This window comes from Alkalihalobacillus alcalophilus ATCC 27647 = CGMCC 1.3604, assembly GCF_000292245.2.
In the GTDB taxonomy this organism is placed as follows: Bacteria; Bacillota; Bacilli; order Bacillales; family Bacillaceae_D; genus Alkalihalobacillus; species Alkalihalobacillus alcalophilus.
Genome location: NZ_ALPT02000041.1, coordinates 13,225 through 36,733, shown reverse-complemented (window position 1 = coordinate 36,733; position 23,509 = coordinate 13,225). Strand labels below are relative to the sequence as shown.

Sequence of the window (23,509 nt, the reverse complement as noted above, 5' to 3'; positions counted from 1 at the left end):
TAATAAAGCTTGCTTTGTTATACTAAAAAGATGACGAAGGACTCATAAAATTTTACATCCTTACTCCTTAAAAACATGATAAGCTTATTTTATGAAAAAAATAAAAGAAGACATATGTCATTCGTTACTTTTTCATGCAAATGGTTATAATGGAAATAAGTGTGAAAAGAATGTCGTACATATTCCGTTTGCAGGCATAGAAGGGATGCGATTATGGATAAATTGATGATTCAAGGTGGCCTTCCATTAGAAGGGACCGTTCAAATAAGTGGTGCAAAAAATAGTGCGGTAGCGTTAATTCCAGCCGCGATTTTAGCCGATTCGACTGTAACAATTGATAATGTTCCAGCGATTTCAGACGTCGATCTTCTAGCAGAATTGTTGCGAGAAATTGGAGGAGAGGTCGATTTAGCCGAGCGTGAAATTAAGATTAACCCAGAAAAAATGTTTGCGATGCCTTTACCAAATGGGCGAGTTAAAAAACTTCGCGCTTCTTATTACTTAATGGGGGCAATGCTCGGTAAGTTTAAAAAGGCAGTTATTGGTTTACCAGGTGGTTGTAATTTAGGACCAAGACCAATCGATCAGCATATCAAAGGTTTTGAAGCACTTGGGGCAAAGGTGACAAATGAACAAGGTGCGATTTATTTGCGTGCCGATGAGCTTGTTGGAGCGAAAATCTATTTAGATGTTGTCAGTGTTGGTGCGACAATTAATATTATGCTTGCCGCGGTTCGAGCTAAAGGGCAAACAATTATTGAAAATGCAGCAAAAGAGCCTGAAATTATCGATGTTGCGACATTGTTAACGAATATGGGAGCAAGAATTAAAGGGGCCGGAACAAATGTAATCCGTATTGACGGTGTGGATTCTTTAAAAGGCTGCCGTCATTCTATTATCCCAGATCGAATTGAAGCAGGAACTTATATGATTTTAGCAGCAGCAATGGGGCAGCGTGTGACGGTTGATAATATTATTCCCTATCACGTCGAGTCTTTAATTGCGAAATTACGAGAAATGAATGTGAGTGTGGATGTTCGCGATGATCAAGTCGAAATTTCTGGAATTGCTGACAAAGTAGGTGTCGACATTAAGACGCTTGTTTATCCAGGATTTCCAACCGATCTGCAACAACCGTTTACAAGTCTTTTAACACAAGCTGCGGGGACAAGCCTCGTTACCGATACGATTTATAATGCCCGCTTTAAACATATTGATGAATTGCGTCGAATGGGTGCAAATGTCAAGGTAGAGGGACGTTCTGCGATTATAAATGGTAAAACAGAGCTTCAAGGAGCGAAGGTGAAAGCAAGCGACCTTAGAGCAGGGGCGGCTTTAGTTGTTGCTGGTTTAATGGCGGATGGAATTACCGAATTAACAGGCTTAGAGCATGTGGACCGTGGATATGAGGATTTAGAAGCGAAACTTTTAGGTCTTGGAGCTAAAATTTGGCGTGAAAAGATGACAAATGAAGAAATGGATCAAGTAAAAAACTAGGGTTTAATTTGAAGTGCTAACTATGAGAAGAACAGCAATATTAAATAATAAAGAAAAAGGGGAGAAACAAGAATGGAAAGAAGCCTTTCGATGGAACTAGTTCGAGTAACAGAAGCAGCTGCATTAGCGTCAGCAAGGTGGATGGGACGTGGAGAGAAAGAATCTGCAGACGGAGCCGCTACAGAGGCGATGCGTGATGTGTTTGATACGATTCCAATGAAAGGAACAGTCGTCATCGGTGAAGGCGAAATGGACGAAGCTCCGATGCTTTATATCGGTGAAAAATTAGGGAACGGCTATGGGCCACGTGTGGATGTAGCTGTTGATCCATTAGAAGGAACAAACATTGTAGCAGCTGGCCAATGGAATGCCTTAGCAGTTCTTGCTGTGGCTGATCACGGTAACCTTTTGCATGCACCAGATATGTATATGGAAAAGATTGCAGTCGGACCAGAGTCGGTTGGAAAGGTTAGTCTTGATGCTTCTGTTATGGATAACCTTAAAGCTGTGGCTGAAGCCAAAAATAAAGACATTCAAGATTTAGTCGTAACGATCCTAAATCGTGAGCGTCATGCAAAAATCATTCAAGAGGTTCGTGATGCCGGTGCACGAATTAAACTTTTGTCTGATGGCGACGTGGCAGCGGCCATCAATACAGCTTTTGATGATACGGGCGTGGACATTATGTTAGGTTCTGGCGGAGCCCCAGAAGGAGTCATTGCTGCTGTTGCTCTAAAATGCTTGGGAGGGGACTTCCAAGGCCGTTTGTTGCCACAAACGGATGAAGAACTAACAAGATGTAAAAAGATGGGCATTGAAGATGTCAACCGTGTCCTTCAATTAAATGATCTTGTCCGTGGTGACGATTGTATTTTCGCTGCTACAGGTGTAACAGATGGCGAACTTCTTAAAGGTGTAATGTATAAAGGAAGTTCTGCGACAACATCTTCTTTAGTAATGCGAGCAAAATCAGGAACCGTTCGTTTTATTGATGGTACTCATAGTATGAAAAAGAAACCAGATCTAGTAATTCGTTAAAAGGATAAAGAAGCTTTTGTTTGAGAAGATCGGCAAAGTCCATTTAGAGCTTTGTCGGTTTTTTTCTTAACAAAGCAAGCACGGTTATCGGAAATTACCACAAAAGATATATTGAATAATTTGCTTAAGTATGGTTAAAATAAGATAATGTTATCGATATTAGGGCAAGTCATTTAGAAAATACAACGGCAGACCTTCGCAAAAGAGCGAGATTGTTTTTTGAATAAACATGAAGACAAATCTCACCCAAATAATACTTCTCAAAAACCTCCATTACTACTGAAGGGTTATTACTCAAGTATAATCAACCAATTTCCTTTAGAAAAAAGATAAGATATAGTTATTATTTATTTTTTTCTGATCATTTTTGTATCTTTATTATTATAGAAACGTGGTGTAATTATGGGAGTCCATATCACAGAATTAGAAAGTATGAAACTGAAAGAACTCTATGAGCTTGCTAGAGAATTTAAGGTTTCGTATTACAGTAAATTAACAAAAAAAGAATTAATTTTTTCCATTTTAAAAGGACAAGCAGAGCAAGACGGCCTAATGTTTATGGAGGGTGTTTTAGAAATTATTCAATCGGAAGGGTTTGGGTTCTTAAGACCGATTAATTATCGTCCGAGTTCAGAAGACATTTATATTTCCGCTTCACAAATCCGCCGTTTTGACTTGAGAAATGGAGATAAAGTATCAGGGAAGGTTCGTCCACCAAAAGAAAATGAACGCTACCATGGTTTGCTCCATGTTGAAGCTGTAAATGGTGAAGCACCTGAAACGTCTAAAGAGCGTCCGCATTTTCCTGCACTAACGGCCCTTTATCCAGAGACGAAAGTCAATCTTGAGTCAAAGCCAGGCCGAGTATCTTCTCGGATAATTGACATGATTTCTCCAGTTGGTTTTGGACAACGTGGCTTAATCGTCGCTCCTCCAAAAGCAGGGAAAACTTCTTTAATGAAGGAAGTGGCCAATAGTATTGCTGATAATCATCCTGATGTTGAGTTAATCGTCCTTCTCATTGATGAACGTCCTGAGGAAGTAACGGATATTGAACGCTCAGTAAAGGCAGAAGTCGTGAGCTCAACGTTTGATGAAGTCCCAGAAAATCATATTAAAGTGGCAGAACTTGTTTTAGAGCGGGCAATGCGTTTAGTTGAACACCGCAAAGATGTCGTCATTTTAATGGATAGTATAACACGCTTAGCAAGAGCTTATAATTTAGTCATCCCACCGAGCGGAAGAACATTATCAGGGGGGATTGACCCAGCAGCATTCCACCGTCCAAAACGTTTCTTCGGGGCAGCAAGAAACATTGAAGAAGGTGGAAGCTTAACGATTTTAGCAACGGCTTTAGTGGAAACAGGTTCACGTATGGATGATGTGATTTTTGAAGAATTTAAAGGAACAGGAAATATGGAGTTGCATCTTGACCGTAAAATTGCGGAGCGTCGTATTTTCCCAGCGATCGATATTCGTCGTTCAAGCACAAGAAAAGAAGAGATGCTTATGCCAAAAGATCAGCTTGATAAGCTTTGGGCTATTCGTAAAACAATGAATGATACTCCTGATTTTGTTGATAAATTTATCCGTCGTTTACGTGACACAAAAACGAACGAAGAATTTTTTGACGAGATGGAAAAAGATATGAGCGGTCAAAGCCGTAGAAAATAGTGGGAATTTAAATTATCTTGCTACGGCTAATAGCTCGCCAAACCTTATAAATAGCGGTATTTTGAGTGGAAATTAATTCGCTTAAAGAAATAAACGTTTCCATTTCGTTTTTTTCGAAAAAACTATGTTGCAAAAAGCGTGTCACATTGATATAATTTCGTCATGTGTGATTAACTCTGTTTCGAAGAGATTCAGGGCAAAAGGAGATGAAAGATATGAAACAAGGCATTCATCCTAACTACCAAAAAGTAGTATTCATGGATACAAGCACAGGTTTCAAATTTCTAAGTGGTTCTACAAAAGGATCTGCAGAAACAATCGAATGGGAAGATGGAAACACATACCCATTATTAAAGGTTGAGATTAGTGCAGATTCACACCCATTCTACACTGGTAAGCAAAAACTTACTGATGTTGGTGGCCGTGTTGACCGCTTTAAGAAAAAATATAACCTTAAGTAATTTTAAGAAGAACAGGCAAGCGTTAATCTCTTGCCTGTTTTTTTCACTTTTAAGGTCGATATTTTATGCTCAATCACATCCTTTATTCGGGAATTAACTCATATACATATGTTCCATTTAGAAAATGTCTAGGTGGATCTGTTTAAAGATAGAAGGACAAGCAGTAAAAAGAATGTACGGTAAGGTGGGAGTTTAACATGTTAAAGCGAGAAGGTTGGATCGAGGTTATTTGTGGCAGTATGTTTTCGGGGAAATCCGAGGAGTTAATCCGTCGTGTCCGTTTAGTAACTTTCGGTAAAATTAAAGTCCAAGTTTTTAAACCAAAAATTGATAATCGATACAGTGATGATGAGGTTGTTTCTCATAATGGAACAAGAGTGGTTGCGATGCCTATTTCAAAATCAGTCGACATTATCGAGGAAATCGAGGCCGATGTAAAAGTCGTTGCGATTGACGAAATTCAATTTTTTGACGAGCAGATCATTCAAGTATGTCAGCAGTTAGCAAATCAAGGTATTCGTGTCATCTGCGCTGGTTTAGATCAAGATTTTCGGGGGGAACCATTTGGACCGATTCAACCACTATTAGCTTTAGCTGAGGAAGTGACAAAGCTTCAAGCCGTTTGTGCTTCTTGTGGAGCTCCAGCAAGCCGAACGCAACGTTTATTAAATGGCAATCCGGCTTCTTATCATGACCCAGTCGTTCTCGTTGGAGCATCAGAGGCTTATGAACCACGCTGCCGCCATTGTCACGATGTTCCAAACAAACCGAATTCGGCAATGCTTTATGTAGAGCAAGAGCAGTTTTAATATTAATGAGCTAATTCAATTGAGACTTAGCGGAGAATTCGGTGTGGTTGAAGGACGAAATCGGTTTTGGTCATTTTTGACATGAAAGGTCTTTTGGCAATCGGGCACTCTAATAGTAGACGTTAGTGTTTACCATTGGAGGTGCAATAAAATGAAAAAGCACGTTTTATCGTTGCTCATTTTGGGCGTCATATTTGGACTTGTTGGCTGTACGGATCCACAGTCTCCACAGGTGCAATCAACTGGTATGGAAGAAAAAACAGTCACAGTTCAAGATATTACTCATACATTATTTGGTCCCGGACCGTTGAAACATAACAGAATCAACAAACAATCGCCTTATGGACAAACAGCTTTAAGTTATAAAAGTGCTACTCGATTACAACGGAGTTTAGGTGATGATAAAGAAGAAATAATAGACATCATCGAAAACCATACAGAATTTACTCCGGGTTTTGTTTTATTGTCGGAAGTCATGTCTATGTACATGTTGATATCCCACAAAGTGTAAATGATGATGAAAAGAATCAACAAATCAAAGCCTTAAAATCGGCCCTAAGACGCCAAATGCCAAGTTATCAATACCATGTAAATGAGAAAGACACTTAGTCTAATGAAGGACTAGGTGTTTTTTGTATGTTGTTTGGTGAAATCAGCCGGCCGATTGCGGAAAAGAGAAGATTGGTAATGAAAAACGGTGGAGTCAGAGAGTAGGGTACGAATAATGGCGAATAAGAAAGAGGCATCCAAAGGCAGATGAGATGGAGACCAAAAAAGGAGGAGAAGGAGGGGGAAAGAGGTATCCAAAGGCAGATGGAGACAAAAAAAGGAGGAGAGAGAAGGGAAAAGAGGTATCCAAAGGCAGATGGAGACAAAAAAAGGAGGAATAAGAAATGAAAAGCCACTGAGTCAAAGATTAGGGTACGAATCCCGCCGAATAAGAAATGAAAAGCCACTCAATCAAAAATTAAAGTGCCAATCCTCATTCATCCCAGCAACGAAAAAAAGATGAGAGCTCAAACCGGCTCTCATCTTTCCTATATTTGTTAATGTCGTTATTCTTCTTCGGCCTCGTCTTCAGTTTCCTCAGACTCAGCATCTTCGTCAGCTTCTTCTTCCTCATTTGAAGAGGAGCTTTCATTAAATTCAAATTCAATAGTATGGGTTGAACTTTGAATGAAGAAATGACCGACACTATAATCTTCAACTAACCATTGTTCGGATTCTTCGTCGTAATAAGTAAGCATTTCATAGCCAGTTCGATTCACATCGCCTTCTCGTAAAATCGCATATGTTTTAGCATCTGGTTCCTCATAGGCATATTCGACTCGAACGGTTAATTCATAACGATCTGATTGTGGATTAAATTCAGGCTGTTCAAGTGTTTCTTTAATGTACTTTGCTGTTAAAAAAGTGTATTCATAATCATTTCTTGATGTAGCGATCTTTTCATACTCATCTTGAATTCTGTCTTTGTAGTCGTCTGAGGCATAGACCATTTGATCGATATTTCCATCTACTAACGATTCGAGCATTTGCTCCCAGTTTTCATTGAGCATATCCATAACCTTTTCCATTTCTTCATCAGGCATGGCAACAAATTTGTTGTAGTTAATAAATTCATCATCCACATCAACTTCATCTGATGTCATCGTAATCCAAGGGAATGTCCGTTCAAACGTTAATTTTGCTGTTCCATCAAGTGGAAGCCTTCCTATGTCTGTTTCAGTTGTTCCGACGACATAATCGGTTTCTTGTCCGTTAATGTAGACGACAGTGTCATCATAGTTTGTCGTTACTTTTACATTGGCAATATCAAAATCAATGTTTACCGTTTGTTCAAAGCTACCGACTTGAAAAAGGTCTAAAGTCTCGGTTACAGTGGCGTCAACATAACGACCTTCGATAATCGCTTCCATTTCATAGGTCCCTGGACTTACGGGCCCGAATTGGATTTCTTCATCAGCGGTTGTTGAAGCTACTTGTTCGCGGCCATTAATAGTCAAGGTGGCTTCATCTTCATTGACATAAATGGTTAAATAAAGTGGGCTAATTTTAATACGGTAATCATCAAAAATGAACCACTTTTTCCCTTCTTGAGTCATTCCTAGTGAGCCTTGCCCATTGTTAAGGAGTGAGGCTGAAAGAGCGGTATTGCGATCACCATTCGCAAAAGCTTTGGCTTGGGCTTCTAATGCTTCAAACAAATATTCACGGTCATTTTCATTTTTATTTAAGTATTTAATTAAAGCTTCGGCATCAGCTCGTGAATAATTCCAATCGGATATTGTTGGATCTAATAATTGGGCAACTAACTCATCATCCTCGTTTAAAATCGCATTTTGAAAATCAGCGACCGTTTGCTCTGGGTCAATCGATTGCGAACCTAGAATATAAAAGGTTATCGTTGTCGCCAATAGTAATCCAAGAATTGCGACAATCGTAATCACTTTCATTGTCCAAAATGGCTTTTTTTCCTCAGATTGTTTTTCTTCCATTTCTTTACTCGTCGCGGTAGGTTCCACCTTTTCCCCACACTCAGGACAAAAGGCAGCACCTTCTTTTAATGGTGTTTGACATTTTTTACACTTCAATGATCTTCCTCCATTCTAAATCGTTTATCTATTGAAAAAGGAATTGAATCCTAATTATGAAAAACAAACTTTAAAAATATCGAAAAAATTGAAAATAATGGGATTGATTTTTTGAAATAGGGGTAAATACTGCATAGGCATATTTAAGTTAATGGAATGTTTTTGTTAAACGCACAATGAATCATACCATAAAGACTAGTAATCTTCAAAAAAAGTCTAGAATGTTCTTTTAGAATTTTCAATAAAAACATAAAACGAGGCGATGACTCTAGACTAAAAGCACGATGGAGACCATTTAAGAAGGGAAAGGAGTAAAGAAACCGTGTAGATACTTGTCAAATTATGTCGTTCGGTATGTTGATAATGAAAAAAATTTCGTCCCTTAATTGAAAAAAAATCCAATTTACTCATTCTTTTTAAGTGTCTTTAAAAAAATGATGCGGTAAACAACCATTAAATACCTGGATTTATATGACGAAATTAGGGTAAATGTCCCAGAAGTTACTATATTTTTAAAAGTTAAAAATGTGAAAATATGTATTTATGTGTTCTCTTATATGTATGAATTAATATGTATTGAAGCGGTTTCGTAGCTGTCATAGCAATAGTTCAGGCGATTGAGTTAATAACGAATATGGAAGAAATGAGAAGGGAGCTAGTGATTGTAAGAATAGGAGAAATACCCTGTTTTTGGGGTTTTTACGCAATTTTGATGATGAATTTAGTAAAATACCATTTAGATTATAAGATTTGTATAAAATGACAAATGAAAAAAACAAACATGTCTTTTGGTGCAGGACAAATCAAATATAAATGTAAATGAAGCAGGTGATTCAGAATGAAGAAATTAAAGCTTGTAGTGGCAGATCAAGATTCCATCTATTTATCTTCTTTTGGGGAGTATATCATTTCATCGAATATGAAGTCGAAATTTGATGTGAAGTTCTTTTCTTCAAACGATAGTGTTCTCAAATATTTAAACAGTGGTGCCCATGTGGACATACTTGTGGTCAATGAACAGATCCGGATTCAGTTTGATTCTCTCCTTTTTGATGGTTTACTCGTTTCGTTAGTCGAGGACAAAAAGCAGGTAGCTGAGCAAGAGACCAGTGTTTTTAAATACCAACCTTTAAATCAAGTGATCTCGGATATTTTATCGCTCTATTACGAACAGCATCAATCACCAACTAAAACGGGCTCAGGTTCTATTAAAACAAAGGTATTGGCGGTTTATTCTCCAGTAGGTGGGTCAGGGAAAACAACCTTTGCTGTTAATGTGAGTCGTCAGCTCGCTTTAACGAATAAAAGTGTCTTTTATTTAAATTTAGAACTACTTAATTCAACAAGCCTTTATTTTACCTCAAGTGAAGATAAACCATCTTTACAAATTTTTTATTACCTTAAAGCAAAGCCAAATGAATTGCTAGCTAAGATCGAAAAATTAAAAAAGTATGATCAGCATACAAAGGTTGATTATTTTGATTTACTCCCTAGTCCAATTGAATTACAAGAAATAACAGAAGATGAAACAAAAGTACTGATTAAGGCTTTAGTTGAAACCGAACAGTATGATTATATCGTAATTGACTTAGATAGCTCGATTACGTCATTAACAAAAGCGGCAATCGAAAGTGCTGACCAAATCATTTGGATGATGAACAATGACTTGCAAAGTTTTCATAAAACGAAAGTGCTGTTTGAACACTTCGATGATTTGTTTGGTTCAGGAAATGGGATTGAAGAGCAAACGACGATTATCATGAACCGTTTTAATGGACAATTGCAGCCATCCTTTCAAACGTATCATCTCCCTGTGCGTGGGTATTTACCGAATGTTCCATCTTGGTCACAAATAGCCGATACACAGCAAATTTTCCATGATCCTCATTACAATCAGGAGCTGATCACGATTACTAAAGGATTAATTGAGCAAGAACAGGAAGGTGTCTCGATTGGTTGAAGATAAAGTAATTAAAGAACTCGTTGCCAAGCTGCGTGAATCATTGGATCTCATGCATTCGATTCCGAATGATGAGCTGGTTGATTATATCGAAGCGGCGGTATTTGATTATGCCGAGGAGCATCGCTTAAAGTCAGCCGAGATGAAATGGATTGTTGAGCGTATCTACCATTCTTTTCGTGGTTATGATGTCTTGCAGCCGTTAATTGATGATAAGTCGATTACCGAAATTATGGTCAACAACCATGAAGAGATTTTTATCGAGCGCAATGGGGAAGTGAGTCAGGTTGATATGAAGTTTGAGAGTAAACAAAAGCTTGAGGATATCATTCAGGCGATTGTCTCAAAAGTTGACCGAGTCGTTAATGAGTCTTCACCAATTGTCGATGCAAGGCTTCAAGATGGTTCCCGTGTCAACGTTGTGTTACCACCGATTGCTTTAAAAGGACCGGTTATTACGATTCGGAAGTTCCCTGAAAAGCCATTAATGATTGAAGACTTAATTGAAAAAGGGGCTCTTTCTGATGAGGTCGCTGATTTTTTAGAGAAGCTTGTCCGAGCTAAATACAATATCTTTATTGGGGGAGGAACAGGTTCAGGTAAAACAACTTTCTTAAATGTCTTATCTAACTTTATTCCAAAGGATGAGCGAATCATTACGATTGAAGATTCAGCTGAGTTACAAATTAAGCAAGTACCGAATCTTGTTAGTTTGGAAACAAGAAATGCCAATACAGAAGGACGAGGCGAAATTAATATCCGCGACTTAATCCGTGCGTCCCTTCGAATGCGTCCGAACCGTGTAATTGTTGGGGAGGTACGTGGAGCCGAGGCTCTTGATATGCTACAGGCGATGAATACAGGACATGATGGTTCATTATCAACTGGGCACGCCAACTCGACAAATGATATGTTAAGTCGTTTAGAGACAATGGTCTTAAGTGGAGCGAGTTTACCTGTTCAAGTCATTCGTCAGCAAATTAATTCAGCGATTGATATTATGGTTCATTTATCAAGATTACGTGACCATTCACGTAAGGTCGTCTCCATTTCCGAACTAGTCGGAATTGAAAATGGCGACATCCAATTAAATCCTCTTTTTGAATTTGTAGAAGAGGGAGAGGACGAGGAAGGCAACATTATTGGAGCGTTAAAGCCAACAGGGAATAAGCTTCATTCTGATTCGAAATTGCGTCAAGCCGGAATCGTCGTTTCGTAAGAGTGGAGGTGAGAGGAAGAAATGTTTGATCTATTTCTGATATTGTTTTTAGTCGGGTTAGTTGTCGTTTACATTAATGCCGTCCGCAAGCGGAAAAAACGAGAGAAAGATGGATTTGACGGTAAGGAATTAAAAGCGGAAAGCAGCTTTGCGAAACGAGCTCGTGAAATTCGAGAGGAAGCGAATAAACGGAGAGCACCAAAGCAAGTAGAAGGTCACTTGATTGATTATTCCAAATACTTTTTGTCTAAAAAGGAATGGATCTTCTATTTTCTTGTAGCCTTTACCGTTTTAGGATTACTTGGGTATTTATTTTATGAAAGTTGGATAGCGGTTGTAATCATCGGCTCCCTTGCCTTCTTCTTTCCAAAAATGCGTAGGAAAGCATTACAAATGAATCGGAAAGAAAAGCTGAATCTCCAGTTTAAAGAAGCGATTGCCTCCTTATCTTCGTCGCTTGCTGCAGGGAGGTCGATTGAAAATAGCTTTCGTGAAGTGGTCGGTGACTTAAGGCTGCTTTACCCAGATCCTAACACGCACATCATCCGCGAATTTGAAATTATTAATCGCCGTATTGAGAATGGGGAAACGATTGAGCGGGCGATTCAAGATTTTGCGAACCGTTCTGATTCAGAAGATATTTTAAATTTTGCCGATGTGTTTATTACATGTAAACGAACAGGTGGGAACTTGGTTGAAGTCATTCGGCGTACATCGGATGTCATTAGTGAAAAGGTCGATATTCAACAAGAGGTACAGGTCATGATGGCCCAGAAAAAATTCGAATCAAGAATTTTATCGGTGATGCCAATCGCCTTAGTTGCCTTTTTGCGATATTCATCGGGCGAGTATATGGACCCGCTTTATCAGTGGGAAAATCTCGGACCAATTATTATGACGATTTGTTTAGGCTTGTTGCTATTCTCGTATTGGCTCAGTCAACGAATTATGAAAATTGAGGTGTGAGCATAGACATGATCATTTATGGAATACTCGTTGGAATTATCGTCGTCATTTATTTTGTCTTATCGGTGCTCTCACGTAATCAATATGATGAAGTCATTGAGGAATTTGGCGATCAATATCCATTGAAATTTATGGCACCGATATCGTTGCATCTCATCTATAAGACTAGATTGCTAGAACGATTGCATACGCAAGTATCCTCGATTCAAGGAAAAATGATTAGCCTTTATGGAACTAGAGAGGCATATAAGCATACGAGAATGTTTATGACTCAACTCGTTTCGGTTGTTCTCCTTTGTTTGCTCGCGGCTGGGATGCTCGGGCTCTTATCAGAAGGCGACCATTTTATGTTTGGAGCAGGACTCTTTTTCTCCATCTTAATTCCAGTTCTGTTAGTGAACCAGCTTTCGAATAAAGAAAAAATAAGAAAGCAAAGGATTTTACTCGAGCTTCCAGAGGTCGTCAATAAAATCATTTTACTTGTTAATGCTGGTGAAACAGTCCAACAAGCACTCATCCGTTGTGTCGAGTTAAATGGAGGCGATGATTCTCCATTATATGAAGAACTACGAGTCGTCGTGAACAAATTGACAAGTAATGAACCATTTGCAGATGTCATGAATGACTTTAGTAAAAAATGTGCGATGCAAGACGTATCGATTTTCACAACCACTGTTTTACTTAATTATCGCAAAGGCGGTCAGGATTTAATCTTATCCTTACGTGAACTATCACATGACTTATGGGAGAAAAGAAAAAACATCTCCCGCACAAAAGGGGAAGAAGCTTCATCTAAGCTCGTTTTCCCACTCATGTTAATTTTCGTTGCAGTAATGATTATTGTTGGCTATCCAGCAATAACCATTTTGTAAATAAATTCAATCACCCAAAAAATAGGAGGAATCACATATGGAAACAATGAAAACTTTTTTCACAAACTTTTGGAACGACGAGGAAGGCTTACAGACATTAGAAATCATGCTTATTATTGCCGTTATTGTTGTCATTGCGTTGTTGTTTAGAACTCAAATTATGGAATGGATTGATGGTTTACTAGAATTTGGTGATGATACAATTGATAATTTTGTTGATTAAGAAAGGTTGTTTGACACATGGCTGAGTTGATTCACAAACGTTTAAAAAGGTTTAAAGACGATCAGTCAGGGGTCTTTACGATTGAAGCATCGATGTTATTCCCTATTATTCTTATCATCACGATGTGCTTAATTTTTTTTAGTCTATTTATTTATCAAAAATCGGTCGTGCAATATCAAGCGAATAAAATTGCCGACCAAGTGGCCTCCTCGTGGACGAATAGTCAGATGGATCCAAAAACAGGGGAATTCAGTACGTATACAACCTTTGATGGTGGGGATGGATTGTATTGGAGAACCGCCGAAGCTAGCTTTCTCGATTTTCTTAATATACCCTCGGTGGGCACGAACCGGGCAGCAGATAAATTGCGGCCCGAACTAGAGGATGCTGCTTTAGGGAATGTGACGGTGGAGATGAAACCGCAACTTTTTGGTTTTAACGCGATTGTCGTCACCGTCGAGCAGCCTTTATCATTCCCAAGTTATGTGACCGATCTTTTTGGAGTGACAGAAATTAAAGCTCAGTCCCAAAGGCCAATTACAGAACCAGTGGAATGGATCAGAAATGTTGATTTTGCCGTCTATTTCTACGGAAAAATTGGAGAGTTTGGCTCTTATATTGAAAAAATAGGAAGCAATAAGAATTAGTGATTAAATGATTGATGAAAATCAGGAAGGAGTAGAGGAATGAAAAAATGGTTAAAAAAAGCTTACCATAAGCTCGTTTTTGATGAACATGGGGCCGTTTCGATTTACGCCATCATGATCACTCTACTCCTGTTTCTTTTTAACGCGGTACTAATTGATTATATGAGAATTATGGTCGCTGAAAGGGAAACAGAACAAGCAGCAAGAGCTGCAGCCCGCTCGGTAATGGCCAACTTTGACCAAGGTGTCAAAAGCTACGGTTTATTCGGAGCTGATGGTGGTCAAGAAGAAGCCAATGAAATCTTTCAAAAAGTATTTGAAAACCATTTAGCAGTCGATGGAAGCAGTGGCGATATTTTTCACTTTTCCACCCCACAACCAGTATCAGGCGAAGTGAATGTCGTCGTTGATGAAGGGCGAATGCTGGCCCATTCGGAAATTTTTAAACACCAAGTTCTTGAAGAAATGAAATACTCAGCCCCAATTGAAGTCGGGCAGGCATTGATTGAAGGCATACTCGGTATTTCAAGTGCGATGGAAGAAGCTTCAAAACTAAGCAAAGTTCATAAGAAAATTCGAAAAGACTTGGAAGAGCGTGAGGAAAAACTAGATGAAGCTCTAGAAAAGTTAAGAGCGGCTAAAGATATTATCGAGGGGCATGCAGGACAGGTGCAAGACTCAAGTAGTTCAAGCTTTCCAGATGTTAATAATCTAGATGATGTCAGAAATCATTTTGAGCGATACAAAGAGATTCGAGCTGAGGAAAGTGAAAGTGATGAAGACCTTAGTGATGAGGAGAAGGAAGAACGTGAAAAGAACAGTGAAGATGCTGACAAATTTATTGAAAGAGCAAGCAATCTAGCTGAGGGTATTTACAATGACGTCAGAGAAATTGGAGAACTCCTTGTAGATGCACGAACGTTAATTGAAGAAGCTAGGGTGCATAATCAAAATATTGCTGATGAGTTAGCAAGTGTGGATGAAGACGTTGACTTTTCTGATGCTATTGATGCAGGGAATATGAGCAACTCAGATAATAGCAGTGGTTATAGTGGGGCTGAAGGCGGGATTGGAGAAGCAAGAGATGAATTAGATAAGCTTGTTTTTGAGGATGAGTTTTTTGAAACCTTGCTTGAGTATATCCGAATTGGTAAAGATGCCGTTGATGACGGAGCAGCCCAGCACACAGATGCGATGCGTTCTAAAATTAACGCTATAGGAACGATGATTGACCAAGAACAGCCACAATTTTTTGGAACCACATTAGGTCAACTAAGAGAGGCACACGAACTAGGAAGTCAAAATATCCTACTAGCTTTTAACCATTTAAAAGACGGCATTGAAGAAATGAAAAGCACCGATGAAAAATCATCTGAGGAAGTGGAAGACAAAGAGGATGAAGCGGATGAGAATTTAGAAGATGCGAATGAAGATTTAGATGATTTTTTAAATGGGATTGCCGATTCAAATGAAGGTTATGATGACCTATTAGAGATTCTATCTAAATATATTGAGGCTGCTGATAGTGAAATCCCAATTGACCGAGGCAACACAGACGATTTATCTGACTCTACCTTTAACTTAATTGATATGCTGTTCAAAAATATGGGCAATATCTTACTAAATGCGAGAGATGAGCTATATGTCAACGAATACATCATGACTAAATTCAAATCGCATGACTTCTCCAAACAAGATTACAGTGTTGATCAAAATGAAATTGAGTTCATCTTATACGGACAAGCAAACGCCGCCGATAATTTCGCACTAGCCATGACCGAAATATTTGCCTTCAGGTTTGCAGTTAATTTAGTTGAGGCATTTACAAAACAAGAAGTTAGGGTCTTTGGAAAATTTATGTGGGTGGCTGCGATTGCGTATGCAATAAAAGAAACTGTAATTGATATAGATAGATTAAGAAGAGGTCAACGAATAGAGTTTTTTGAAGGTATAAGGTTTGAGATGGACTATCGTGATCATCTTAGGTTGTTTTTATTTTTACATCTTGAGGGAAATAAAATACCTCGGACTATGGCAAGAATTGAGCAACAATCTGGCTCTGATTTAACTCAGCTACCAACTTATATTGAAGGCAATGCTTCTTCTTCGCTCCAACTTTGGTTTTTACCTGGTGTGACATCATTATTAAGTAATGCAGGTATTCTGAGTGGGGAAGTAAAGGATAGGGAATTTATTATAGAAAAAGAGATTTATTATTCTTATTAAACAAGCAATGGAGGAGACTATCATGAAAAAAATGATGAAAGCAATCGGTATTACATTACTAGCGGGAAGTATATTAGTAGCTTGTAACAGTGATGAAGGAACAGATACATCAGAAGATCCAACGGGTGAGGGAATCCCTAATGAACAGGTTGATGAGAGTGATAATGAAGAGGAAGAGTCCAATAGTGGAGATGATGAAAATGAAGAAAGTAACGAAACCGATTCAGAGTCTTCAGGTGGAGGAATGGCATCTGATTTAGAGTTTAACGACCAGTTAGATTTAGGAATTGGAGATACTGCACAAATCTCGAGTAATCAAGGTGCCTATGAAATTACGATTCATTCAGTGAAGAGAGAAGAAGAAGTCGATGGAGAGACTTCTATGTTTGACTACATGATAGTAGTTGATGTAACGGTAAAAAACATTGGGGATGAAGTTATAGATGCATACAACCCGATAGGAATTTTAGATCAAACAGACCGGTTAGAAAGTTCCGGATCTGGTGATTTTTCTAGGGATTTTCCTAGTGTTGATGAAATATCTGGTGATTTAGGACCTGGAGAAGAAATTAAAGGGCAAGCACTTTTTGATATGTATCAAAATGAGGAACAATTTATTCGAATAAGTCCCGGTTTAATAGCAGCAGGTGGTGTCTATAACGAGGTTGTCTGGACATTTACAGAAGATGAGATGGAGTAATCGGTAATGAGAAAGGTCTTGAATGGCCTTTCTCCACTCTATTTGAGTTAAGCATTCGAAGTAGGGTTGTTTAATTGAAATAGAATGAGCGAGTGGAGGGAATGTCTATGAAAAAAACAATGAAAGCAGTAGGTATTACATTACTAGCGGGAAGTTTATTAGTAGCTTGTAATAGTGAAGAAGGAACAGACACATCAGAAGATACAACGGGTTCAGGTGGAGGAATGGCATCTGAGTTAGAGTTTAACGACCAATTAGAATTAGGAATTGGTGATACTGCTCAAATCTCAAGTAATCTTGGAGCCTATGAAATTACGATTCATTCGTTAAAACAAGAAGAAACCGTAGAAGATAAGAGTTCTATGTTTGACTACTTTATTGTAGTTGATGTGACGGTAAAAAACATTGATGATGAGACATTAGATGCATCTAATCCGGTAGGTGTATTAGATCAAACCTCTAGTTTAGAAGGTTCAGGTTCAGGAGATTACTCTCAGAATTATGAAACGATCGATTCTATATCAGGAGATCTGCAGCCTGGAGAAGAGAGAAATGGTCAGGTACTATTTCATGCAAGAAATGGAGAGGAACAATTTATTCGTATACAGCCTGGTTTAATTGCGGCAGGTGGTGTTTATAACGAGGCAGTCTGGACATTTACAGAGGATGAGATGGAGTAATCGGTAATGAGAAAGGTCATGAATGACCTTTCTCCACCCTATTTGAGTTAAGCAAACGAGTGGGAGTGTTTAATTGAAATAGAGTGAGCGAGTTAAAGAGTGGAGGGAATGTCTATGAAAAAAATAATGAAAGCAATTGGTATTACAATACTAGCGGGGAGCTTGTTAGTTGCTTGTAATAATGATGATACCGATGGAACTGATAAATCTAATGAAATTGAACAAGAAAATGAAGACACAGAAGATGTAGATGAAAGTAATGTTGGTGCGGAAGGAAATACTTCAACTAATGAATACGTAGACCAGTTAGATTTAAAATTAGGAGATACAGCACAAGTATCAACTAATACTGGGGAGTTCGAAATAACAGTTAAATCAGTTAAAAGAGAAGATGAGATTGATGAAGAAAATTCGCAACTAGATACATTTCATATTGTCTCAGTTGAAGTAAAGAATATTGGAAGTGCGGCAATTGACGCTGGAGAATTAAAAGGAATGTTTGAAATGACAGATTTTCTAGAAGGATCAGGTGAACCAGAGGTCTCAAATTGGTTTGAATCATTTGATGCACTAGATGGGGAAATAAATGAAGGGCAGGGATTGACAGGAGAAATGGTCTATCAAGTGTATGAAGCTGATACTTATTACCTGCGGATTACAGATGGACTGGTAGCATCCGATGCTGTAAAGAACCAAGTAACTTGGAGCTTTGCTCAAGATGAAGTTCAATAAATTTCGAGGGTGCCAAAACACCATTATGAATGAGGAATTTAGCTTATGAGAAGGATCTAAATAAGACCTTTCTCCACTCTATTTGAGTTAAGCAAACAAGTGGGATTGTTTAATTGAAATAAAGTGAGCGAGTTAAAGAGTGGAGGGAATGTCTATGAAAAAAACAATGAAAGCAATCGGTATTTTATTACTAGTAGGATGTTTATTAATAGCTTGTAATTCAGATGAGGGTTCAGTAGAAGCTGAAAATGGGTTAATTGATAATGATAATACTGGAAGTGAAACGTCAGGAGATGGAGAAGAGGATTCTTTAAGTAAAGAAGATTCAGAGACTAGTGATTCGAATAGGGTTGCTTCTACAGGTGAGTATGAAGACCAAGTTGATCTTATTATTGGAGATACAGCACAAATTGCTAGCACGATAGGAGAGTTTGAAATCTCCATTGACTCAGTTGAATATACAGAAGAACAAATTGATGGTGAAGGCTCATTATTTGATGCATGGATTATTGCAGACATTACCGTAACAAATATTGGAGAAACAGTTTTAGCACCAGATAATACTATAGGAGTTCTTGAAATAACAAGTAACTTAGATGGGTCTGGTGCGCCAGACTATTCATCACAATTCGATAGCATTGATGGATTGGAAGGAGAACTTCAACCAGGTGAAACAGTTAGTGGTCAAGCGCTTTTTGTAATTAGAGATCGGGAAGAACAGTACATTAGAGTCAACAGTGGATTAGTTGCTGCGGGTGGAGTCAAGAATAATGCGATTTGGACATTTGAGACAAGTGAAGCAAAAGAGTAAGTAAAAGAGATATTAAATGTAGGAGGCTATTATGAAAAAGCTGATGAGAGCAGTCGGTATTACAATATTAGCGGGAAGTATATTAGCAGCTTGCAACAGCGATGAAGGAACAGGCGTACCAGATGAAATCAGAGCAAGTGATGATCAGGTCGATGATAATACAGAAGAGGAAGAGACAGGTGAAGCGGTATTTGACCAAGATTTTGGAGATCAATTAGATTTAGCAATCGGAGATACCGCTCGAATCTCTAGTAATACTGGTGAATTTGAAATTACAATCCATTCAGTTGAACTTATTGATAACGAGATAGATGGTGAAGCACCGATGTTTGATCATTTTATAAAAGCAGAAGTGACGATTACAAACATAGGTGAATCTGTATTAGAGCGAGAAAGTACTATTAGTATTCTGGAGATAACTGACAATTTAGAGGCTTCAGGTACACCTGATTATTCTTCGCAATTTGAAAGTATAGAGTATTTAGATGGGAAAATTGCTCCAGGAGATACCGTGAGTGTCGAAGCATTATTCGATATTTATGCAGGTGAAGAGCAATATATCAGAGTAAATCCTGGACTAATTGCTTCAGACGCTGTACAGAATGATGTAAGGTGGACCTTTGATCTTAATGAAGCACGGAATTAGTTGTATAAAGGAGAAAGGTAACTAAATTTAAAAACCTTTCTCCACCCTATTTGAGTTAAGCAGACAAGTGGGAGTGTTTAATTGAAATAGAGTGAGCGAGTTAAAGTGTGGAGGGAATGTCTATGAAAAAAATGATGAAAGCAATCGGAATTACAATACTAGCGGGGAGTTTATTAGTAGCTTGTAATAATAACGAAGAAGCAGAAAACAATGAACCAGTAACAGAAGAGGAAGTCACTGATGCAGAAAATAATGAAACAGATGATGAAGGTGAAAATACTGAAAACGATAGTGAGTCAGGTGGAGGAAGTGCCTTTGCACCTGGGAACTTTGAAGACCAATTAGACTTGAAAATTGGGGATACCGGTCAAGTTTCTAGTAATGTTGGTGACTTTGAACTGACTATTGAAAGTATTAAATTTGAAGATGAGGTGGATAATCGCTCTGCTCAGTTTGAGCATTTCTATGTGGCAGATGTGAAATTTAAAAATATTGGTGAAGAAGCTATGTTAGCAGAGGATATGGTTGGTATTTTCGATATTACTCATGAGTTATCTCAAACTGGAACCGGAACTTACATTAATCAGTATTTTGATAGTTTTGAAGCAGTTTCGGGTAGAGTAAATCCAGGTGAGGAAATATCAGCTCAATTACTCTTTGATGTTTATGGATCCGATGAACACTATATCCGAGTAAACGAAGGTTTAGTGGCTTCAAATGGTGTTAAAAACCAAGTTATTTGGACATTTTCTGAAAGTGATTTAGATTAAGTGAACAGAGTCGAGAAGGGAGAAGCCTTTCTCCACTCTACTTGAGTTAAGCAAAAAAAGTAGGATTGTTTAATTGAAATAGAGTGAGTTATAGAATGGAGGAAATGTCTATGAAAAAAACAATGAAAGCAATGGGCATTACATTACTAGCGGGAAGTATATTAGTAGCTTGTAACAGTGATGAAGGAACAGATACATCAGAAGATACAACGGGTGAGGGAATCCCTAATGAACAGGTTGATGAGAGTGATAATGAAGAGGAAGAGTCCAATAGTGGAGATGATGAAAATGAAGAAAGTAACGAAACCGATTCAGAGTCTTCAGGTGGAGGAATGGCATCTGATTTAGAGTTTGGTGACCAATTAGATTTAGGAATTGGAGATACGGCACAAATTTCGAGTAATATTGGTGCTTATGAAATTACTTTAAATTCTGTTAGCCAGACGGAAGAAGTAGATGGGAAATCGTCACCTTTATCGCATTTTATTATTATGAACTTAACTATTAAAAATATTGGTGAACAAGCACTAGATGCATATGATACAGTTAGCGTTTTACATCAAAATAATGATGTGGAAGGATCGGGAGCTGCAGACTACTCTCATTTATACGAGAGTGTTGAAGGGTTTGAAGGAAGTATTGAACCTGGTCAGGAAGTAACTGCAGATGCGATTTATAATGCAAGAGACGGAAATGAGCAATTTCTTTTTATTAATCCAGGCTTAATAGCAGCAAAGGGTGTCTATAACGACGTAGTCTGGACATTTACAGAAGATGAGATGGAGTAATCGGTAATGAGAAAGGTCATGAAAGGCCTTTCTCCACCTTATTTGAGTTAAGCAAAAAGTGGGAGAGTTTAATTGAAATAGAGTGAGCGAGTCAAAGAGTGGAGGGAATGTCTATGAAGAAAATAATGAAAGCAATAGGTATTACATTATTAGCAGGAAGCTTATTAGTAGCTTGTAACAGTGATGAAGGAACAGGCACATCAGAAGATGCAAAGGGTGAGGGAATCCCTAATGAACAGGTTGATGAGAGTGATAATGAAGAGTCCAATAGTGGGGATGATGAAAATGAAGAAAGTAACGAAACCGATTCAGAGTCTTCAGGAGGAGGAATGTCCTCAGATCAAGACTTTAATGACCAATTAAATCTAGGAATTGGAGATACGGCACAGTTTTCAAGTAATCAAGGGGCTTATGAGATTACAATTGACTCAATAAGGAAAGAAAAGACGATTGATGGAGAAAGTCCTATGTTTGATTATTTTATTATAGTTGATTTAACTGTAAAAAATATAGGAGACAGTGTGATAGATGTTACAAACCCTGTAGGAATACTTGAACAAACCATCTATTTAGATGTTTCTGGATCGAATGATATGTCTCAGAACTTTGAAAGTATAGACGCATTAACTGGGGAGTTACAACCAGGAGAACAATTAAGTGGTGAAGCACTGTTTAGTGTAAGAGAAGGTGAGGAAGATCAGTATATTCGTGTACAACCTGGCTTAATAGCGGCAGGTGGTGTCTATAACGAGGCTGTCTGGACATTTACAGAAGATGAGATGGAGTAATCGGTAATGAGAAAGGCTTTGAATGACCTTTCTTCACCCTACTTGAATTAAGTAAAACAGTTTATAGATAAGAGATAGGAGGGAGAAATATGAAGCAAATAATGAAGGTAGCAGGGATTAGTTTATTAGCTGTAGGGGTGTTATTCGCTTGTAATAATGATAATGGAGCAGGTGCACCGGAAGATGTAGGTAGCGATGAAACGGTAAATGATGTTGATGGTGGCAATAGTAGTGAAAATGAATCGACCACAAATAATGATGATTCAGGAGAGACGGAAGGGCCAGTTGCTAGTGAGGAATTTGAAGATCAATTGGATTTATCGATAGGTGATACAGGCCGAGTATCAAGTACATTAGGTGCTTTTGAAATGACAGTAGATTCTATCAGTAAAGAGGTAGAGATAGACGGTAAAAGTTCTCCACTAGATTTTCACCTTGTAGTTGATGTTACATTAAAAAATATTGGTGATACAACATATGATGCTGAAGATATAGCTGGTGCATATAGAATAACCAATACTCCAGATGGTTCTGGTCAAAGTGATATTACAAACAATCTAGATTCAATCGGTAAAATAACAGGTGACCTAGAACCAGGAGAAGAAATAAGTGGAAAGCTAGTATTTGATGTACAGGGTGAAGGAGAGCAGTATTTAAAAATAAATGGTGGTTTAATAGCTTCAGATGCTGTTCATAACGATACCGTTTGGACCTTTACAGAGGAAGAAATGGAATAATGCATAGTTTGTAAAGGAGAAAGGTCTAAGTAGTCCTTTTACTGAAAGTGATGGAATGGGGAGGTGGGAACAGGAATGTTAAAAAGGTTTATGCGTAGAGAGGATGGAAGCTTAACGCTTGAGGCTGCGATGGTTATGCCGGTATTTTTACTGTTTACGGTCTTTTTAGCGATGATGATTCGAATATCTGTGGCAGATATGGCATTGAAACAAGCTGTAAGTGAGACGACTCAGATCGTAGCAACGCACGCCTATCCAGCTGCCTTAATTGTAGAGGGCGGTGCTAATGCAGCAGATAATTGGATCAAAAATTTTACAGAAGAAGAATTTGATCTATCTTCTGTAGAAAATTTGGTGGAAGAAGTGTTAGGGGTATTTGGAGTTGATATTATGGATGTCTTAGGTGGGGCAGCAGCCAGTGCCACTCAACCTTTTGTAGAAACGAATTTTAGTAGAGCAAATTCTGATGGTTTATTCGACCCAAGTAGGGTGAACGTAACAAATGTTGATCTGGACGTGTCCGGTTATGGCTTAAAAGGCTACTTCGGCATAACCGCTACCTACGAAGTCCCAATCATTGCCCCCTTCGTCAATCGCACCATCACACTCGAACAAAGTGCATACGAAAAAATCTGGACCGGATCATAAAACCAGCTGCTTTAGGGAGGTGT

General features: G+C 38.3%; 25 protein-coding genes. 24 read left to right on the top strand and 1 reads right to left on the bottom strand.

The window, feature by feature from the left end:
- Positions 1-213: 213 nt before the first annotated feature.
- The 7 genes from BALCAV_RS12310 to BALCAV_RS23110 all read left to right on the top strand — a co-directional run bounded on the left by BALCAV_RS12310 (position 214) and on the right by BALCAV_RS23110 (position 6,369).
- Positions 214-1,497: a UDP-N-acetylglucosamine 1-carboxyvinyltransferase gene (locus BALCAV_RS12310; protein ID WP_003321125.1), complete on the top strand. Its 1,284-nt coding sequence runs from the start codon at positions 214-216 to the stop codon at positions 1,495-1,497.
- 72 nt (positions 1,498-1,569) lie between these two features.
- Positions 1,570-2,535: a class II fructose-bisphosphatase gene (gene glpX / locus BALCAV_RS12305; protein WP_003321124.1), complete on the top strand. Its 966-nt coding sequence runs from the start codon at positions 1,570-1,572 to the stop codon at positions 2,533-2,535.
- Positions 2,536-2,937: 402 nt separating this feature from the next.
- Positions 2,938-4,209: a transcription termination factor Rho gene (gene rho, locus BALCAV_RS12300; RefSeq protein WP_003321123.1), complete on the top strand. Its 1,272-nt coding sequence runs from the start codon at positions 2,938-2,940 to the stop codon at positions 4,207-4,209.
- A gap of 215 nt (positions 4,210-4,424) precedes the next feature.
- Positions 4,425-4,670, top strand: coding sequence for a type B 50S ribosomal protein L31 (locus tag BALCAV_RS12295; RefSeq protein WP_003321122.1), 246 nt, complete (start codon positions 4,425-4,427; stop codon positions 4,668-4,670).
- A gap of 197 nt (positions 4,671-4,867) precedes the next feature.
- Entirely contained in the window at positions 4,868-5,479 is a 612-nt protein-coding gene (locus BALCAV_RS12290; protein ID WP_003321121.1) for a thymidine kinase, read from the top strand.
- A gap of 151 nt (positions 5,480-5,630) precedes the next feature.
- Positions 5,631-5,990, top strand: a complete 360-nt coding sequence (locus BALCAV_RS12285; protein ID WP_040323958.1) for a hypothetical protein — start codon at positions 5,631-5,633, stop codon at positions 5,988-5,990.
- 250 nt (positions 5,991-6,240) lie between these two features.
- On the top strand, positions 6,241-6,369 hold the full coding sequence (locus BALCAV_RS23110) for a hypothetical protein (protein ID WP_268746810.1): 129 nt from the start codon (positions 6,241-6,243) through the stop codon (positions 6,367-6,369).
- 165 nt (positions 6,370-6,534) lie between these two features.
- Here the strand turns inward: BALCAV_RS23110 and BALCAV_RS12280 are convergent, their stop codons facing one another.
- Positions 6,535-8,073, bottom strand: coding sequence for a zinc ribbon domain-containing protein (locus BALCAV_RS12280; protein ID WP_003321118.1), 1,539 nt, complete (start codon positions 8,071-8,073; stop codon positions 6,535-6,537).
- Between the two features lie 838 nt (positions 8,074-8,911).
- Here BALCAV_RS12280 and BALCAV_RS12275 point away from each other — a divergent pair.
- The 17 genes from BALCAV_RS12275 (at position 8,912) to BALCAV_RS12195 (ending at position 23,486) form a co-directional block, all read left to right on the top strand.
- The gene (locus BALCAV_RS12275; protein ID WP_003321117.1) at positions 8,912-10,033 is read left to right on the top strand and encodes an AAA family ATPase; all 1,122 of its coding nucleotides are present in this window, start codon (positions 8,912-8,914) and stop codon (positions 10,031-10,033) included.
- Positions 10,026-11,252 carry a CpaF family protein gene (locus tag BALCAV_RS12270; protein ID WP_003321116.1) on the top strand — a complete coding sequence of 409 codons (1,227 nt, stop codon included), beginning with the start codon at positions 10,026-10,028 and terminating at the stop codon, positions 11,250-11,252. Before BALCAV_RS12275 ends, BALCAV_RS12270 begins: the two co-directional genes overlap by 8 nt.
- 21 nt (positions 11,253-11,273) lie before the next feature.
- Positions 11,274-12,218 (top strand): type II secretion system F family protein, encoded by a 945-nt coding sequence (locus BALCAV_RS12265; RefSeq protein ID WP_003321115.1) that lies wholly within the window; start codon positions 11,274-11,276, stop codon positions 12,216-12,218.
- 8 nt (positions 12,219-12,226) lie between these two features.
- Complete coding sequence (locus BALCAV_RS12260) at positions 12,227-13,090, top strand: type II secretion system F family protein (protein ID WP_003321114.1); 864 nt, start codon at positions 12,227-12,229, stop codon at positions 13,088-13,090.
- Between the two features lie 37 nt (positions 13,091-13,127).
- Complete coding sequence (locus BALCAV_RS12255) at positions 13,128-13,313, top strand: Flp1 family type IVb pilin (RefSeq protein ID WP_003321113.1); 186 nt, start codon at positions 13,128-13,130, stop codon at positions 13,311-13,313.
- A 17-nt stretch (positions 13,314-13,330) separates the two neighbouring features.
- On the top strand, positions 13,331-13,960 hold the full coding sequence (locus BALCAV_RS21210) for a TadE/TadG family type IV pilus assembly protein (RefSeq protein WP_003321111.1): 630 nt from the start codon (positions 13,331-13,333) through the stop codon (positions 13,958-13,960).
- A 39-nt stretch (positions 13,961-13,999) separates the two neighbouring features.
- Positions 14,000-16,186: a DUF5702 domain-containing protein gene (locus tag BALCAV_RS12245; protein WP_003321110.1), complete on the top strand. Its 2,187-nt coding sequence runs from the start codon at positions 14,000-14,002 to the stop codon at positions 16,184-16,186.
- A gap of 22 nt (positions 16,187-16,208) precedes the next feature.
- Complete coding sequence (locus BALCAV_RS12240; RefSeq protein ID WP_040323957.1) at positions 16,209-16,886, top strand: DUF4352 domain-containing protein; 678 nt, start codon at positions 16,209-16,211, stop codon at positions 16,884-16,886.
- 107 nt (positions 16,887-16,993) lie between these two features.
- Positions 16,994-17,566 (top strand): DUF4352 domain-containing protein, encoded by a 573-nt coding sequence (locus tag BALCAV_RS12235; protein ID WP_040323956.1) that lies wholly within the window; start codon positions 16,994-16,996, stop codon positions 17,564-17,566.
- Between the two features lie 114 nt (positions 17,567-17,680).
- Positions 17,681-18,298, top strand: coding sequence for a DUF4352 domain-containing protein (locus BALCAV_RS12230; protein WP_003321108.1), 618 nt, complete (start codon positions 17,681-17,683; stop codon positions 18,296-18,298).
- A 154-nt stretch (positions 18,299-18,452) separates the two neighbouring features.
- A complete protein-coding gene (locus tag BALCAV_RS12225) occupies positions 18,453-19,109 on the top strand; it encodes a DUF4352 domain-containing protein (RefSeq protein ID WP_003324583.1) in 657 nt (218 codons plus the stop codon).
- A gap of 31 nt (positions 19,110-19,140) precedes the next feature.
- Positions 19,141-19,755 (top strand): DUF4352 domain-containing protein, encoded by a 615-nt coding sequence (locus tag BALCAV_RS12220; RefSeq protein ID WP_003324584.1) that lies wholly within the window; start codon positions 19,141-19,143, stop codon positions 19,753-19,755.
- Between the two features lie 122 nt (positions 19,756-19,877).
- On the top strand, positions 19,878-20,525 hold the full coding sequence (locus BALCAV_RS12215) for a DUF4352 domain-containing protein (RefSeq protein ID WP_040323955.1): 648 nt from the start codon (positions 19,878-19,880) through the stop codon (positions 20,523-20,525).
- Positions 20,526-20,635: 110 nt separating this feature from the next.
- Positions 20,636-21,313, top strand: a complete 678-nt coding sequence (locus BALCAV_RS12210; RefSeq protein ID WP_040323954.1) for a DUF4352 domain-containing protein — start codon at positions 20,636-20,638, stop codon at positions 21,311-21,313.
- 113 nt (positions 21,314-21,426) lie between these two features.
- Positions 21,427-22,101, top strand: a complete 675-nt coding sequence (locus BALCAV_RS12205; protein WP_040323953.1) for a DUF4352 domain-containing protein — start codon at positions 21,427-21,429, stop codon at positions 22,099-22,101.
- 89 nt (positions 22,102-22,190) lie between these two features.
- On the top strand, positions 22,191-22,838 hold the full coding sequence (locus BALCAV_RS12200) for a DUF4352 domain-containing protein (RefSeq protein WP_003324147.1): 648 nt from the start codon (positions 22,191-22,193) through the stop codon (positions 22,836-22,838).
- A 75-nt stretch (positions 22,839-22,913) separates the two neighbouring features.
- A complete protein-coding gene (locus tag BALCAV_RS12195) occupies positions 22,914-23,486 on the top strand; it encodes a TadE/TadG family type IV pilus assembly protein (protein WP_003324148.1) in 573 nt (190 codons plus the stop codon).
- The last annotated feature ends 23 nt before the right edge of the window (positions 23,487-23,509 follow it).